Genomic DNA, 15,135 nt, shown 5'->3' on the forward strand with positions numbered 1-15,135 from the left:
GGAGACCATGCGGAAAGCCCGGGGAAAGCGATTTCCCCGGGCTTTTTTCATGCGGTGGCCTCAACTGGTGTGGCCGTCGATCGCCGCCTTCATCGGGCAGTAGCCCTGCGTGCCGCGCCAGGCGAGATAGGCCCCGGCGCCGAGCGCCACAATGTTGAGCAGGAAATTGGGCCGCGGCTTGGTGCCGGCGGCCGCCAGCGCCAGCCCGCCCACGACATACATCGCCTGTTCGGCAACGCTGAGATTGCCGCGCTGCTGCGACTGCGCGGGGCTGTAATACTCGCGGGAGTGGGGGACCGGGTTCATGCGTGTTCTCCTTGCTGACCGCCAGGAGAACACCCGGACCGGCGCGGGAGTTCCACCCGCGCCGGCCGCACCCTCTCAGGCGCGCCTGATGTTCCACATGATGGCGAAGCCCGGCACGCGCCCCTGCAGGTTGCGGTTGATCGCCGTCATCGACTTGTAGGCGCCGACGGGGATGTAGGGCACCTCGTCCATCACCACGCGCTGCATCTCCTCGGCGAGGCTTTTCTGCGCCGCGAGGTCGGGCGCCAGGAACCAGCGGTCGCGCAGCTCCTCCAGCTTCGGGATGTCCGGCCAGCCCGGCCAGGCCGCCGTGCCGTTGCCGCGCAGCGGGAAATGCGCCGCCGGGTCGACGAAGTCGAAGGAGGAGAAGGCGGTGAACAGCATGCTCCAGCCGCCCTTGTCCACCGGCTCGCGCGAGGTGCGGCGCTGCACCACCGTGCCCCAGTCGCTGAAGGCGATGTCGGCGTTCATGCCGAGCCGCCGGACCAGGTCGGCGCCGACCTGCGACATGGCGGAGGGCGCCAGGATGTCGGTGGGGCCGATCAGCCGCATCAGCTGGTCGGTGTAGCCGGCCTCCTTCAGCAGCGCCTTGGCGCGGTCGATGCTGCGCGGCCCCATCAGCGGCTCCAGCCCCGCCTTGGTGGCGAGCGGCGTGCCGGGGGTGAAGACGCCCACCTCGTCGAAGAAGAGCGAGGGGTCGGGGCCCACCACCGCACTCATGAAGTCCGACTGGCTGATGGCCGGCAGCAGCGCCTGCCGCACCTTCTTGTCGTTGAACGGCGCGTGCAGGTGGTTGACGCGCAGGATGCCGACCAGCGGCAGCGGGTCGATCGCCTCGATGGAGAGCTGGCGGCTGCGCTTCAGCAGCTCCTGGATCTCCGGCGGCGGCTGCTCGAACCAGTCGATCTCGCCCGTCTGCAAGGCGGCCGCTGCGGTGGAGGCGTCGGTGATGATGTGCCACTCGACGCGGTCGAAATGCACCTGCTTCGGCCCCGCCGTCAGGCTGGGCTGGCCCACCGGCGTCGGGCTGTAGTCGGCGTTGCGCTCATAGACCACCATGCTGCCCGAGTTGAACTCGTCCGCCTTGAAGCGGAACGGGCCGCAGCCGGTGGTGTCGCGGATCTGGGTGAAGGCGTCGGTCTTGGCCAGCCGCTCGGGGATGATGAAGGCCGGGCTGTTGCTGACCTGCGCCAGCGCCGCCTTCAGCATGGGGAAGCGCTGCTTCAGCCGGAACACCAGCCGCCGGTCGTCCTGCGCCGAGACCTCCTCGACGAAGGTGGCGAGCTTCTGGCCGATGGGGCTGCGCTTCATCCAGCGCTGCAGGCTGGCCACGGCGTCCTGCGCCCGCACCTTCTCGCCATCGTGGAAGCGCGGCCCGTCGCGCAGGGTGATGACGACGCGCCTTCCGTCCTCCTCCTCCACCATCCCCTCGGCCAGCTGCGGCTGCGGGTTGAACTGCCCGTCCATGCCGAACAGCGTGTCGTGGATCATGTAGGCGTGGTTGCGGGTGATGTTGGCCGTCGTCCAGACCGGGTCGAGGCTGGTCAGGTTGGCCTGCGGCACCAGCTTCAGCACCCGGTTGCGCGCCGGCTGCGCGATGGCGACGCGCGAGAGCGGCGGGGCGGCCACCCCGGCGGCGAGGCCGGCGGCGGCGCCCGCCAGAAGTCCGCGGCGTTGCAAGGTCATGTGCTTCCCCTCCTGTCGTTCATGCGTCCCGGGGCGCATCAGACAGGAGGGCGGCACGCTCCGCAACCCGTGAGCGGCGTTTCCGGCCTCAGCCCGGCGGATGATAGGCGGCGGCGCCGAGCAGCCCGGCATGCGGGCGCACCACCTGCCAGACGGGAATGCCGGACAGGTAGCCGTCGAAGCGCCCCTTGGCGAGGAAGGCGGCGGCCAGCGCCTCCCGGTCCAGCAGCGGGCCGAGGTTGCGGCACAGCCCGCCGGTCAGGAACACGCCGCCCTCCGTCAGCAGCGTCAGCGCCAGGTCGCCCGCCGCCGCGCCGAGCATGGCGGAGAACAGGCCGAGCGCCCGGCGGCAGATGGCGCACTCGCCGCTCGCGGCGCGGCGGCTGACGTCGGCCGGCTCGCGCAGGGGCAGGTCCTGGCCCGCCATCTCCCCCAGGGCGAGGGCGATGTGCAGCAGGCCGGGGCCGGAGAGCAGCCGCTCCACCGAGACATGCCCGCCATGGCGGAGGCGCAGCCGGCGCAGGATCTCGTCCTGCGTCTCGTCCTGCGGCGAGAAGGAGGCATGGCCGCCCTCGCTGGGCAGGATGCGGGGCGGCCGGCCCGGCTCGCGCAGCACGAAGGCGACGCCGAGGCCGGTGCCCGGCCCCAGCACCACGGCCGCGCCGCCCGTTTTCGCGTCGCCCGGCTTCGTGCTGCCCGGTTTTGCGCTACCGGGGCGCAGCTCCACCAGGTCCTGCGGGCCCAGCACCGTCACGGCGGCGGCCTGCGCCACGAAGTCGTTGATCACGGTCAGGCGCTCCAGCCCCAGCGCCTTTTTCGCCGCGGCGACGGAGAAGCGCCAGGGGCTGTTGGTGAAGGCCACGGCATCGCCCAGCACCGGCGTGGCCACGGCCAGCACCGCCTCCGTCACCGCCGCGCGCTCCGCCGCCGGAAGGGCCGCGAGATAGGCCTGCGCCGCCTCGACCAGCCCGACATGCTCGGCCACCACCAGCTTGCGCTCCGCGCGCGGCAGGCCATCCGGCCCGTCCGGCGCGCCGCAGAGCGCGAAGCGGGCATGGGTGCCGCCGATATCGCCGACCAGTCTCAGGCTCACAGGCTGTCTCCTTCCATGGGCACGCCGGCGATGCGCCGGCGCAGCGCCGCCACCTCCGCCCGCCCGGGATGCGCCGTTCCTGCGTTGGAGACCGCCGCGGCGCCGGCCGCCACGCCCCAGGCGAAGGCATCGCGCGGCGTGCGGCCGCGGGCCAGCGCCAGGGTCATCGCCGCCAGGAAGCTGTCGCCGGCGCCGACGGCGCCGCGCACCTCCACCTCCAGCGCCGGCAGGCGCAGCGTGCCCTCGGCGGTGGCCAGCATGGCGCCGTCCCGGCCCAGGGTGAGGGCCACCATCTCCACCTTGCCGCTCCGCACCAGCTCCGCCGCCGCCTGCTCCTGCGCCGCCGCCTCGGGCAGCTTGCGGCCGATGAGGGTCTCGAACTCGCCGAGGCTCGGCTTGATCAGGGTGAGGCCGCCCGCCTCCAGCGTGGCGCGCAGCGCGGCGCCGGAGGTGTCCACCACGAAGCGCAGCCCTGCCTCCCGCGCACGGGCCGAGAGGCGGGCGTAGAAATCCTCCGGTACGCCGGGGGCGAGGCTGCCGCTGGCCACCAGCCAGCCCTCGCGCAGCGCCGCCAGCGCCTCCAGCGCCGCCTGCCACTCGGCCTCCGCCACGCGCGGCCCCTCGGCCACGAAGCGGTATTCCTGGCCCGTCGAGCGGTCCAGCACCGTCTGGCTGATGCGGGTGCGGCCGGCGATCGGCACAGTCTGGCGCGGGATGCCGCCCTCGTCGAGCAGCTCCTCCAGGAAGCGGCCGGTGACGCCGCCGGCCAGGATCACCGCCAGTGTCTCGCCGCCCAGCTCGCGCACCACCCGTGCCACATTCACGCCGCCGCCGCCCGGGTCCTGCCGCTCGGCGAAGGTGCGGATCTTGCGGATGGGATGCACCGCCGCCGCCTCGCTCGCCAGGTCGATGGTCGGGTTCAGCGTCAGGGTGGTGATGCGCGGCATGGGCGGGGCACTCCGGCGGTTCGGGCGGGACGGGGGGCGTCTCCGCGCCCCAGGTCCGGAACGCGGCGCCCCCCGCGCGGGGTTGCAGCGGCGGCCGTCAGGCGGGGGCGGGTTCGCGCACCAGCATCACGTCGCAGGGCGCGGCCTGCAGCAGCCAGCCGGCGGTGCTGCCCACCAGCATCTCCATCAGCCGGCTGCGGCCATGGGTGCCCAGCACCAGCAGGTCGATCCCGGCATGGCGCACATAATCCTGCAGCAGCCAGCCGATATTGCCCGGCTCCACCACCGTCTCGACCCGGCCGCGCAGCGCCGGCGGGATGTCGGCATGCGCCAGGAAGGCGCGGCCTTCCGCGGCGGCCGCGGCGGCGGCCTCCTCCCGGCTCGCGGCGCGGCCCAGCAGGGCGGGGAAGGGAGCCTCATAGGCATGGAACAGCGTCAGCGGCAGGGCGGGAAAGAGCGCCGCCGCCACCAGCAGCGCATGGCGCGAGCAGTCGGAGAAATCGGTCGCCACCAGCACGCGGGCATAGGGGGCGCGGGCGCGCTGCCGCACCGCCAGCACCGGCGCGGCGGACTGGCGCACCACCTCCTCCACCGTCGCCCCCGTCAGCAGCCGGCCCAGCGGCTCGGCGCGGGCCAGGCCGGTGACGACCAGCCCCGCCGCCTGCCGCCTGGCCACCGCCAGCACCAGCGCCGCCGGGTCGCCATGGCCGACGACCACCTCCGCCCCGGTGCCGGCCAGCTCCGCCTCCAGCAGGGTGCGGGCCTCGGCATCCGGGTCGCGCGGGCGGCGCCATTCGGGGGCGGTGCCGTCCGGGGCGCGGGGCAGCACGATGTCGATCGATTCCAGCGCGTGCACCGCGACCAGCCGCGCCCCCCACTGCCCCGCCAGCTGCACCGCGCGGTCCTGCGCGCGGTCGCAGCGCGCGCTCAGATCCGTGGCCAGCAGCACCGTCTCCGGCGCCTGCCTCGGAATGGCCATGCGGCGCTCCTCTCTTCCAGACCGTGCGCTCCGGTGCGCAGCCCCTGGATCAGATGGAGATATCGCAGACCTGTCAACAGCCTGGGCCCCGCACCCGCCGGCACGGGGCGGCCGGCGCGAGGGGGGGTGACGCTGCCCCTGTGGCGGGCACGACATCGCCGCCATGCAGGACATCGCTGCATTCCCGGCCGCGCTCCGGGGTGAGACCGCCCCGCCTCGGCCGCCGCTCTGGCTGCTGGTGCTGATCACCACCTCCGGCACGCTCGGCAGCCACATCTTGGTGCCGGCCCTGCCGCGGGCGGCGGCGGGGCTCCATGGCTGCAGCCAGATGGCGTTGGGCGCGCTGTGCGCGGCGCTCGCCGGCCATCGGCCCCGGCCCCGCCCTGGCGGCGGCCGCCGGCTTCGTGGCCTTCCTCGGCGCCCTTGCGGGCGGAGCGGCGGGGCCGGGCCATGGAGATGTGACCCTTGCCAGCCGGGGCGGCCCGCGCGACACCACCGGCCGGAACAGCGGGAGGCCCCAGCATGGACGAAGTGGACCGGCGCATCCTCGGCCTGCTGCAGGAGGACGCCACGCTTTCCGTGGCGCAGCTCGCCGACCGCGTCGGGCTTTCCGCCACGCCCTGCTGGAAGCGGGTGCAGAAGCTGGAGGCGCAGGGGGTGATCACCCGCCGCGTGGCGCTGGTGGCGCCGGAGGCGGTGGGCCTCGGCCTCAGCGTGTTCGTGGCCATCGAGGCGGGGGACCACACGCCGGACTGGCTCGCCCGCTTCAACGCCGCCGTCTCCGCCATGCCGGAGGTGATGGAGGTCTACCGCATGGCCGGCGAGGTGGACTACATGCTGCGCGTGGCGGTGGCCGACATGGCCGCCTTCGACGGCTTCTACAAGCGCCTGATCAACGCGGTGCCGCTGCGCAACGTCACCTCGCGCTTCGCCATGGAGCGCATCAAGCACACCACCGCCTACCCGCTGAACGGCCCCGCCTTCCGCGACCGCACGGCGCCGCCGGCGGCCGAGGAATAGCATTCCCCGCAACGCCCCGGCGGCGGGACGGGCATGCTCCCGCGGGCGGCAACTTTGGGAAACACAACTCTTTCCCGCCGCCGGCGGCGGTCCTAGCTTTCCGGCGATGATTCAGCACCCGATCAACCCGCCGCCGCGCCCCGTCGCTCCGGGCCGAATGCCCGGCCGCCGCCGCGCCGCGCGCTGTCGGGGCTGAGCCGGCCCCCGCCACCTCGCCTACGCAACACGATCCCGCCTGCCGACGGCCCCACCCGGGCCGCGAAGGAGCCAGCATGTCCGACACCCAGGCGGTTCCCGCGCCGCGTGGCCTCCTGCCCGGCGCCGCCGCCGGCCTCCGCCGCCCCACCCTGCGCCGTTCCGCGCTGCCGCCGAAGCTGCGCCGCTTCCTCTCGCCGCTGGTGCTGGTGCTGCTGTGGCAGGCGGCCTCGATGGCCGGGCTGATCGCGCCCCGCACCCTGGCCGCGCCCACCGCCATCCTGGCCAGCGCCTGGGAGCTGACCCTCTCGGGCGAGCTGCCCTCCCACCTGCTGGTCTCGCTCGGCCGGGTGCTGTCCGGGCTCGGCATCGGCCTCTCCGCCGGCATCGCCCTGGCGCTGGTCGCCGGCCTCTCGAAGCTGGGCGAGGAGATCGTCGACGCGCCGATGCAGATGCTGCGCACCATGCCCTTCCTGGCGCTGGTGCCGCTGTTCATCCTGTGGTTCGGCATCGGCGAGACGCCGAAGATCGCGCTGGTGGCGCTCGGCGCCGCCTTCCCGGTCTACCTCACGCTGTTCTCCGGCATCCGCGGCGTGGAGCCCAAGCTGGTGGAGGCGGGGCGCATCTTCGGCCTCGACCGGCGCGGGCTGATACGCCACGTCATCCTGCCCGGCGCGCTGCCCTCTGCGCTGGTCGGGCTGCGCTACGCGCTGGGCAGCGCCTGGCTCAGCCTCGTCATCGCCGAGCAGATCAACGCGACCGCCGGCATCGGCTTCCTGGTCAACGACGCGCGCGAGTTCCTGCGCACCGACGTCATCGTGGTGGGGCTGCTGGTCTATGCGCTGCTCGGCCTCGGCGCCGATGCGCTGGTCCGCCTCGTCGAGCGCCGGGCGCTGGCCTGGCGCCCCAGCCTGGTGAAGGAGTGACCGCCGCCATGGCGCCGCAGAACAACAATGCCGCCCCGCTCCGCGTCCGCAACCTGACCCGCCGCTTCGGCGAGAACACGGTGCTGCACGGGCTGGACCTCGACCTCGCCCCCGGCAGCTTCACCGCGCTGCTCGGCCGCAGCGGCTCCGGCAAGAGCACCCTGCTGCGCACGCTGGCCGAGCTGGACCCGGCGCCGGAGGGCGCCCGGCTGGAGCTGCCCCGCCCGGTGGCCGTGGCCTTCCAGGAGCCGCGCCTGCTGCCCTGGAAGACGGTGTGGCAGAACGTCTCGCTCGGCCTGCCCGGCCGCGACGCCCGCCCCCGCGCCGAGGCCGCGCTGGAGGAGGTGGGCCTCTCCCACCGCGTCGAGGCCTGGCCCGCCACCCTCTCGGGCGGCGAGGCGCAGCGCACCGCCCTGGCCCGCGCCCTGGTGCGCTCGCCCCGCCTGCTGCTGCTGGACGAGCCCTTCGCGGCGCTCGACGCGCTGACCCGCATCCGCATGCACGCGCTGGTGCTGGAGCTGTGGCGCCGCCACGGCCCCACCACCCTGATCGTGACGCATGACGTGGACGAGGCCGTGCTGCTGGCCGACCGCGTGCTGGTCCTGGAGCACGGGCGCATCGCCGAGGATGTGGCGGTGGAGCTGCCGCGCCCGCGCCGCCATGCCGACCCCGGCTTCGCCGCGCTGCGCCGGCGGCTGCTGGAGGCGCTGGGCGTCTCGCTGGAGGAGGCGGCGTGATGGACGGCCTGGCCCAGCCCGCGCCGCTGGCCGATCTGGTCCGCGCCTTCGCCGCTGGCGCCGCCGCGCATGACCGCGCCGGCAGCTTCCCGCACGAGAATTTCGCGCTGCTGCGCGAGGCCGGGCTGCCCGGCCTGACCGTGCCGCGCCGCTGGGGCGGCGAGGAGGCGGGCCTCGCGCGCTGCACCGCCGTCATCGGCACCCTCGCCGAGGGATGCCCGGCCACCGCGCTGGTGCTGGCCATGCAGCTCATCCAGCTCCGCACCCTGCTGGCCGACCCCGCCTGGCCCGAGGCGCTGCGCGCCCGGCTGGCGCGCGAGGCGGTGGAGGAGGGTGCGCTGTTCAACGCGCTGCGGGTGGAGCCTGAGCTCGGCACCCCCGCCCGCGGCGGCCTGCCCGCCACCATCCTGCGCCGCTCGCCGGAAGGCTGGCGCCTCTCGGGCCGCAAGATCTACTCGACCGGCGCGCCGGCGCTGCGCTGGATGCTGGTCTGGGCCCGCACGGACGAGGCCAGCCCGCGCACCGGCCTGGCGCTGGTCGAGGCCGGCACCCCCGGCCTGCGGATCGAGGAAAGCTGGGACCAGGCGGGGCTGCGCGCCTCGGGCAGCCACGACGTGGTGTTCGAGGAGGTGGCCCTGCCGCTGGCCCAGGCGCCGGACCTGCGCCCGCCGGCCGACTGGGCACGCCCGGATGCCGCCGTGGCGGCCTGGAACACCCTGCCCATCGCCGCGCTCTACACCGGCGTGGCCCGCGCGGCGCGCGACTGGCTGGTGCGGTTCCTGCGCGATCGCGTGCCAGGCAGCCTCGGCGCGCCGCTCGCCACCCTGCCGCGGATGCAGGAGGCGGTGGGCCGCATCGAGGCGCTGCTGCTGGCCAATGACCGGATCATCGCCTCGGCCGCTGCCGCCCAGGATGCGGGGGAGGGGCCTTCCGCCGCCGAGAGCGGGCTGATCAAGACGCTCGCCGCCGAGAACGCCATCCAGGTGGTGCAGGAGGCCGTGGCGCTCTGCGGCAACCATGCGCTCGCCCGCGCCAATCCGCTGGAGCGGCACCTGCGCGACGTGCTCTGCGCCCGCATCCACACGCCCCAGCCCGACGCCGCCCACACCCTCGCCGGGCGCCTCGCCCTCGGCCTGGCCTGAACACCGGAGGACCGCCATGAGCCATCCGCTCGAATTCATCGGCATGATCCAGCCGCGCCAGCAGTCGGAAATCCACCCGGCCAGCGGCCCGGCCATTGACCCCGGCTATCTGCGCGCCTCCGCCCAGGCGCATGACCAGGGCGGCTTCGACCGCATCCTGATCGGCTGGTACAGCAACGGGCCGGACGGGCTGCAGCTCGCCACCCATGCCGCCGCGCACACCGAGAAGGTGGGCTTCCTCGTTGCCCACCGCCCCGGCTTCCAGGCGCCGAGCACGGCGGCCCGCGCCTTCGCCACGCTCGACCAGCTCAGCGGCGGCCGTGCCGCGCTGCACGCCATCTCGGGCGGCGACGACACCGACCAGGCGCGCGACGGCGACTGGCTGAACAAGGATGACCGCTACGCCCGCACGGACGAGTATCTCTCCATCCTGAAGGCCATCTGGACCGCCAAGGGTCCGGTGGACCACGAGGGGGAGTACTACCGCATCAAGGGTGCCTCGCCCGAGGTGCGGAGCGTGCAGCAGCCGCGCATCCCGCTCTATTTCGGCGGCGCCTCCGAGGCGGCGCTGCGCGTGGCCGGCCGCCACGCCGATGTCTATGCCCTCTGGGGCGAGACCCGCGCCCAGGTGCGCGAGATCGTGGCGCGGGTGCGGGCCGAGGCGGCGAAGCACGGGCGCGAGAAGGAGGTGCGCTTCAGCCTCTCCTTCCGCCCGATCCTGGCGGAGACGGAGAGCGCGGCCTGGGAGAAGGCGGAGCGCATCCTGCACCGCATCCGCCAGGTACGCGGCCAGGCGGCGCTCGGTGCCGGCGGTACGGCGCCGCAGAATGCCGGCTCGCAGCGCCTGCTGGACGCCGCCGCGCTGGGCGACCGGCCGGAGGGGCGCCTCTACACCGCCATCGCGCGGGAGACCGGGGCGCGGGGCAACACCACCGCCCTCGTCGGCACGCCGGAGCAGGTGGCGGAAGCCTTCCTCGAATACCACGAGCTCGGCGTCTCCACCTTCCTCATCCGCGGCTTCGACCCGTTGGAGGATGCGGTGGAATACGGCCGCTCCCTGCTGCCCGCCACGCGCCGCCTGCTGGCGGAGCGGCTGAAGAAGAAGGACCTCGCGGCATGAGCCTGCACCTGAACCGCCGCGCCCTGCTGCTGGGCGCCGCCGCGCTGGCGGCGCCGCTGGCCGCCCCCCGCCTCCTCCGCGCCCAGTCCCCGCTGCGCGTCGGCGACCAGCGCGGCAATGCCCGCGCGGTGATGGAGGCCGCCGGCGTGCTGAAGGACCTTGAGGGCCTCATCACCTGGAGCGAATTTCCCGCCGCCGCGCCGCTGGTGGAGGCGCTGAACGCCGGCGCCATCGACACCGGGCTGGTGGGGGACGCGCCCTTCACCTTCGGCGCCGCCGCCGGCGTGCCGGCCAAGGCCATCGCCGCCACGCGGCAGAAGCAGGACGGGCTGGCCATCCTGGTGCCGAAGGACAGCCCCGCACGCTCCTTCGCCGACCTGAAGGGCAAGCGCATCGCCACGGGGCGCGGCTCGATCGGCCACCAGCTGGTGCTGGCGGCGCTGGAGGCGAACAAGCTGCCGCAGGATGCCGTGACCTTCGTCTTCCTGCTGCCTTCGGATGCCAAGGCGGCCTACAGCAGCGGCGCGGTCGAGGCCTGGTCCACCTGGGAGCCCTATGTCTCGCAGGAGGAGGTGCTGGCCGGCTCCCGCCGGGTGCAGGACGGCAACGGCATCACCCCCGGCCTCAGCTTCCAGGCGGCGCGGGACGACGCCATCGCCGCCCGCCGTCCGGAGCTGGAGGATTTCGTCCGCCGCCTCGCCCGGGCGCGGGCCTGGGCCAATGGGAACATCCCGGCCTATGCGAAGAGCTGGTCCGAGCTGATGAAGGTGCCGGAGCCGGTGGCCCTGCAATGGTTCGAGCGCGCCCGCACCCGCGTGGTGCCGATCGACGACGCGGTGGTGGCGGACGAGCAGGGGAATATCGATCTTTATACCCGCGCGGGGCTGGTGCGCCGGCGGGTTCGCGCCGAGGATATCCTCGACCGGAGCTTCGCGGCGGCGATCGCCGCGGGTAACGCGGCGGCATAACACCTGCCGCGGGCAACGCGGCGGCCTGAGACCCGCCGCCGGATCGAGAGGGAGCCAGACACCATGCCGCATGACGGCCACGACCACAGCCATGACGTCCCCGAGGATGGCTGGAAGCACAGCGGCGTCCGGGTGATCCCGGGCGACAGCCTGGACACCAACACCGCCAGCACGCCGGGCATGAACCGCGCCGCCGCCATCAACGCGGCGCGCGTGGGCGCGCAGAAGATCTGGGCTGGCACGGTTCACATCCATGCCAACGCCAAGACCGGCGCGCACCACCACGGCCCGCTGGAGAGCGTGATCTACGTGGTCAAGGGCCGCGCCCGGATGCGCTGGGGCGAGAAGCTGGAATTCGTGGCCGAGGCCGGCCCGGGCGACTTCATCTACGTGCCGCCCTATGTGCCGCACCAGGAGATCAACGCCTCCACCGACGAGACGCTGGAATGCGTGCTGGTGCGCTCGGACAACGAGGCGGTGGTGGTGAACCTCGACATCGAGCCGGCGGAGAAGCCGGAGAACGTCCCCTGGATCGACCCGATCCACAAGCATCCCTGAGGCTGCGCGCAGCGGACGGGAAAGGGCCGGGGCGGGGACGCCCCGGCCCTTTCCGCATTCAGCTCCCCAGGATTCAGCTTCCCAGGGCGATGGCCTTGCGCGCCATCTCCCGCGCGCCGTCCCGCGTGCGGGCGGCGCCGACGAAGCGGCGCAGATGCGTGAACACCGCATCCGGCACGCCACTCGCCTCGGCCAGCGCCGCGTCCTGCAGCCCGGCCCAGGCCTCCGGCAGCGGCAGGCGCTGGGCGAAGGAGCCCGGCTCGGGCGGCATGGCATCGACCATCCAGTTGCCGTTCGAGGCGGGGTAGAGGGCGAAGAGCACCGGCAGGTTGTGGGTGAAGACGGCGCCCTTCCAGGGCATGCCGCGCTCCAGCTCCAGCACGCGCTGGTCGGCGGAGCGGGCATGGGCGGCCAGCACCTCGGCATCGGCCGCCATGCGGCCGCGCAGCACCTCCACCCGGCGGCGCAGCACGCCCTCGGCCAGGGCGGCGGCTTCCAGGAAGGCGGCATCGGCCGCGGCGTCGCCGCCCGCGGAATCCCAGCCCGGGTTGAAGTCGCCGACGAGAGCGGCGAGGCCCAGCACGTCCCGCTCCGGCGCCGTGCCGTTGTCGATCTCGTCGATGCGGCGGACCACCGCCTGGTCGATCTCGGCGGCGATGGCGGCGGCGAGGCCGGCGGCCTCCGGCGGCAGGATCGCCCGCACGGCGGCATGGCCATGGGTCTGCCAGATCAGCCCGGCGGCGCTGTAGGGGGTGCCATCGGCGCGGGTGGGGGCGCCGCGCTGGTGATGGTCGAAGCGCCGGGCCTCGGCATCGTAGCGGGCGCCGACATCCCAGACGATATCCGCCGCGGCGATGAGGGCGGCGTCCCGCGTGCGGGTCAGCTCATGGTCCTCGCCCGCCTTGCCCAGCCCCAGCGCCAGGCGCAGCACGCCATAGGCGAAGACCTCGTCGCAATGGAACTTGCCGCTGTGGGTGACGAGGCGGAGGCGGGGCTGGGACATGAGGGTGGATTTCCAGTCGGGAGCGGAGCGGCAGCAGCTACACGCTTCCGCGCCCCGCGTCAGCCCCGCCGCGGCGGTTTGACGCTGGGCCGTGCTTGTCGGACAAGTGGAGGCTCATCCAAGGAGGACGCGGGAATGACCGCCTGCCGCATCGACCACCTGCACCTGCGCAGCCCCGACCCGGAGGCGGCCGCCCGCTTCTACGTCTCGGCGCTGGAGGCACGGGAGACCGGCCGCCAGGACGTCAATGGCGCGCTGCGGATCATGCTGGATCTCGGCGGGCTGATGCTGTTCATCGAGGCCGTGCCGCCCGAGACGCCGAAGCCGCCGCCGGCGCCCTTCCAGGGCATCGAGCATATCGGCCTGACGGTGCCGGACCTGGATGCCGCCATTGCCGAACTGGCGGGGAAGGGCGTGCCGCTCACCTCCGGCCCGCGCGAGGTGCGCCCCGGCCTGCGCATTGCCTTCATCGACGCCCCCGACAAGGTGCGCATCGAGCTGCTGGAACGCCGCGGCTGAACTGACAGAAAAAGATGAGAGGGGTCCGGGGAGAGAATTCCTTCTCTCCCTGGTCTTCCTCAGAAGGCGAGGTCCCTGGCCTCCGGCACCAGCCGGTAGCCCTGGGCGTCCTTCGCCAGCCGGGCGCAGCCCGGGAAATGCACGTGCATCCCCACGAAGCGCTGCCGGTCGGCCGCCACCCGGTCGAAGACGCGGCGCCGTGTCTCGGCGGCCTGGGCCGGGTCCACGTCGAACTGCATGGTCACCTCCGGCCGCGCCACCTGCACTTCCGGCACATGCACGATGTCGCCCCAGATCAGCAGGCTGTCCTCGCCGGAGGCAATCAGGTAGCCGCAATGCCCCGGCGTGTGGCCGGGAAGATGCACGGCGGTGACGCCGGGGAAGATCTCCGCCCCGTCCGCGAACAGGGCCAGCCGGTCGCGGTAGGGCGCGACCTGGGTGCGGGCGGCGGCGAAATAGGGCACGCCCTGGCCGCTGGCGCCGGCGCGGCTGGCGGCGCCGTCATCCTCCCAGTAGGCCAGCTCCGCCGCGTGCATCCCGAGCGTCGCGCCGGGGAAGATGGCCTGGCCCGAGGCATCCGCCAGCGCGTTGGAATGGTCGGGGTGGAGATGGGTCAGCAGCACCGTGTCGATCTCGCCCGGCGCCACGCCGGCGGCGGCGAGGTTGCCGAGCATCTTCCCGGCGCTCGCCTGGAGGCTGCCGCCGCAGCCGGTATCCACCAGCGCCGCCCGCCCGCCCGCGCGGATGAGGAAGGTGTTGACCGAGGTGCGGCGCGGCGTCGGCCGGAAGCTCTCCGTCAGCAGCCGGTCGATCTCCTCCGGCGCGATGTTCTGCAGCACCGCGTTGGAGGCGTTGAGGAAGCCGTCGCTGACGGCGGTGACGACGATCTCGCCGACACGCAGGTGGTGCAGGCCGGGAACCTGCTCGGTGGGAAGCGGGGGCAAGGGGGTGTCGTCCTCTCAGGCCGTCTCGTGGTTCAGCACCAGCCCGGCCTCGTGCCAGGGCATCGAGACCAGCTTGCCGGTGGTGGAGAGGGTGATGTAGGCGGTGCGCCGGTCCGCGCCGCCGAAGCAGATGTTGGTGGGCATCACCTCTGGCATCTTCTCGACATGCAGGATCTGGCCAGCGGGCGAGACGGTGGTGATCTCGCCGCTCACCAGCGTCGCCACGCAGATATTGCCGGCGGCGGTGACGGCCAGGCTGTCCAGCCGCCGGAAGCCGGGGAACTGGCAGACCAGCGTGCCGCCATGCACCACCGGCCAAGGGTTCTTGCGCAGCTTACCGGGGCCGAGGATCTCCCAGGACCAGAGGCGTCCCGTCTCCGTCTCCGCCACGTACAGGGTGCGGCCATCGGGCGAGAGGCCGATGCCGTTGCCGCCGCCGGGGATGGGGTGCGCCGCCTCGACGATGCGCGAGCCATCCGCCGCCGCCCAGTAGACGCCGCCATGGTCGCGGTCCCGCGCCCGCACCTTGCCGAGATCGGTGAACCAGAAGCCGCCCTGGTTGTCGAACACCAGGTCGTTCGGGCCGCGCAGGGGGCGGCCATCGCATTCGGTGTAGAGCACCGTGACCGCGCCCGTGGCGGGGTCGATGCGCTCGATGCGGCCGCCCGAGTAATCCTCGGGCTGGTGCGTGGGGCGCAGGATGCCCGGCTCCTCGTGCCAGCCGAAGCCGCCATTGTTGCAGAGGTAGAGCTGGCCGTCCGGGCCCATCGCCAGGCCGTTCGGGCCGCCGCCGGGGCGGGCGATGACGCTGCGCGTGCCGTCCGGCGCGACGCGGCTGACCACCTGGGCGGCGATCTCCACCAGGGCGATGGAGCCGTCGGGCAGCGCCACGGGGCCCTCGGGGAAGCGCAGCCCCTCGGCCAGAACCTTCAACTCAGACATGTTCGACGTTCCTCAAGCCAGTCAAAGTGCGGGGGAAGGAATTCCCCCGC

The 15,135-nt window shown here is 73.7% G+C and carries 16 protein-coding genes; 8 read left to right on the plus strand and 8 right to left on the minus strand.

Translation table 11 applies throughout. The features are described 5' to 3' along the window. Nucleotides 1–60: 60 nt before the first annotated feature. The 5 genes from CR165_RS12390 to CR165_RS12410 all read right to left on the minus strand — a co-directional run bounded on the left by CR165_RS12390 (nt 61) and on the right by CR165_RS12410 (nt 5,011). Nucleotides 61–306 (minus strand): hypothetical protein, encoded by a 246-nt coding sequence (locus CR165_RS12390; RefSeq protein WP_109517303.1) that lies wholly within the window; start codon nt 304–306, stop codon nt 61–63. Nucleotides 307–381: 75 nt separating this feature from the next. After that, nucleotides 382–1,986, minus strand: coding sequence for an ABC transporter substrate-binding protein (locus CR165_RS12395; protein WP_367604214.1), 1,605 nt, complete (start codon nt 1,984–1,986; stop codon nt 382–384). 94 nt (nt 1,987–2,080) lie between these two features. Further along, nucleotides 2,081–3,085, minus strand: a complete 1,005-nt coding sequence (gene glk, locus CR165_RS12400; RefSeq protein ID WP_109517305.1) for a glucokinase — start codon at nt 3,083–3,085, stop codon at nt 2,081–2,083. Then, nucleotides 3,082–4,032 (minus strand): 1-phosphofructokinase family hexose kinase, encoded by a 951-nt coding sequence (locus tag CR165_RS12405; protein WP_109517306.1) that lies wholly within the window; start codon nt 4,030–4,032, stop codon nt 3,082–3,084. Before CR165_RS12405 ends, glk begins: the two co-directional genes overlap by 4 nt. Before the next feature lie 97 nt (nt 4,033–4,129). Then, a complete protein-coding gene (locus CR165_RS12410) occupies nt 4,130–5,011 on the minus strand; it encodes a universal stress protein (protein WP_181378138.1) in 882 nt (293 codons plus the stop codon). 522 nt (nt 5,012–5,533) lie between these two features. On the opposite strand from CR165_RS12410, the gene CR165_RS12415 reads away from it, so the two are divergent. The 7 genes from CR165_RS12415 to CR165_RS12445 all read left to right on the plus strand — a co-directional run bounded on the left by CR165_RS12415 (nt 5,534) and on the right by CR165_RS12445 (nt 11,677). After that, entirely contained in the window at nt 5,534–6,031 is a 498-nt protein-coding gene (locus CR165_RS12415; RefSeq protein WP_109517308.1) for an Lrp/AsnC family transcriptional regulator, read from the plus strand. Nucleotides 6,032–6,303: 272 nt separating this feature from the next. Further along, complete coding sequence (locus tag CR165_RS12420; RefSeq protein WP_109517309.1) at nt 6,304–7,152, plus strand: ABC transporter permease; 849 nt, start codon at nt 6,304–6,306, stop codon at nt 7,150–7,152. Between the two features lie 8 nt (nt 7,153–7,160). Next, the gene (locus CR165_RS12425; protein WP_109517310.1) at nt 7,161–7,889 is read left to right on the plus strand and encodes an ABC transporter ATP-binding protein; all 729 of its coding nucleotides are present in this window, start codon (nt 7,161–7,163) and stop codon (nt 7,887–7,889) included. After that, on the plus strand, nt 7,889–9,031 hold the full coding sequence (locus CR165_RS12430) for an acyl-CoA dehydrogenase family protein (protein ID WP_109517311.1): 1,143 nt from the start codon (nt 7,889–7,891) through the stop codon (nt 9,029–9,031). Before CR165_RS12425 ends, CR165_RS12430 begins: the two co-directional genes overlap by 1 nt. A gap of 16 nt (nt 9,032–9,047) precedes the next feature. Then, the gene (locus CR165_RS12435; protein ID WP_109517312.1) at nt 9,048–10,151 is read left to right on the plus strand and encodes an LLM class flavin-dependent oxidoreductase; all 1,104 of its coding nucleotides are present in this window, start codon (nt 9,048–9,050) and stop codon (nt 10,149–10,151) included. Further along, nucleotides 10,148–11,119, plus strand: a complete 972-nt coding sequence (locus tag CR165_RS12440) for an ABC transporter substrate-binding protein (protein ID WP_109517313.1) — start codon at nt 10,148–10,150, stop codon at nt 11,117–11,119. Before CR165_RS12435 ends, CR165_RS12440 begins: the two co-directional genes overlap by 4 nt. A 63-nt stretch (nt 11,120–11,182) precedes the next feature. Continuing rightward, on the plus strand, nt 11,183–11,677 hold the full coding sequence (locus CR165_RS12445; RefSeq protein WP_109517314.1) for a cupin domain-containing protein: 495 nt from the start codon (nt 11,183–11,185) through the stop codon (nt 11,675–11,677). 73 nt (nt 11,678–11,750) lie between these two features. Here the strand turns inward: CR165_RS12445 and CR165_RS12450 are convergent, their stop codons facing one another. Beyond that, nucleotides 11,751–12,680 (minus strand): MYG1 family protein, encoded by a 930-nt coding sequence (locus tag CR165_RS12450; RefSeq protein ID WP_109517315.1) that lies wholly within the window; start codon nt 12,678–12,680, stop codon nt 11,751–11,753. A 135-nt stretch (nt 12,681–12,815) separates the two neighbouring features. Here CR165_RS12450 and CR165_RS12455 point away from each other — a divergent pair, with 135 nt between their 5' ends. Next, on the plus strand, nt 12,816–13,199 hold the full coding sequence (locus CR165_RS12455; RefSeq protein ID WP_109517316.1) for a VOC family protein: 384 nt from the start codon (nt 12,816–12,818) through the stop codon (nt 13,197–13,199). A gap of 59 nt (nt 13,200–13,258) precedes the next feature. On the opposite strand, the gene CR165_RS12460 is transcribed toward CR165_RS12455, so the two are convergent. Both CR165_RS12460 and CR165_RS12465 read right to left on the minus strand, forming a co-directional pair. Beyond that, nucleotides 13,259–14,143, minus strand: coding sequence for an MBL fold metallo-hydrolase (locus tag CR165_RS12460; protein WP_109517317.1), 885 nt, complete (start codon nt 14,141–14,143; stop codon nt 13,259–13,261). Nucleotides 14,144–14,158: 15 nt separating this feature from the next. Beyond that, on the minus strand, nt 14,159–15,085 hold the full coding sequence (locus CR165_RS12465; protein ID WP_109517318.1) for an SMP-30/gluconolactonase/LRE family protein: 927 nt from the start codon (nt 15,083–15,085) through the stop codon (nt 14,159–14,161). Between the last annotated feature and the right edge of the window lie 50 nt (nt 15,086–15,135).

The sequence above is a fragment of the Teichococcus aestuarii genome (genome assembly GCF_003116135.1).
Classification (GTDB): Bacteria; Pseudomonadota; Alphaproteobacteria; order Acetobacterales; family Acetobacteraceae; genus Pseudoroseomonas; species Pseudoroseomonas aestuarii.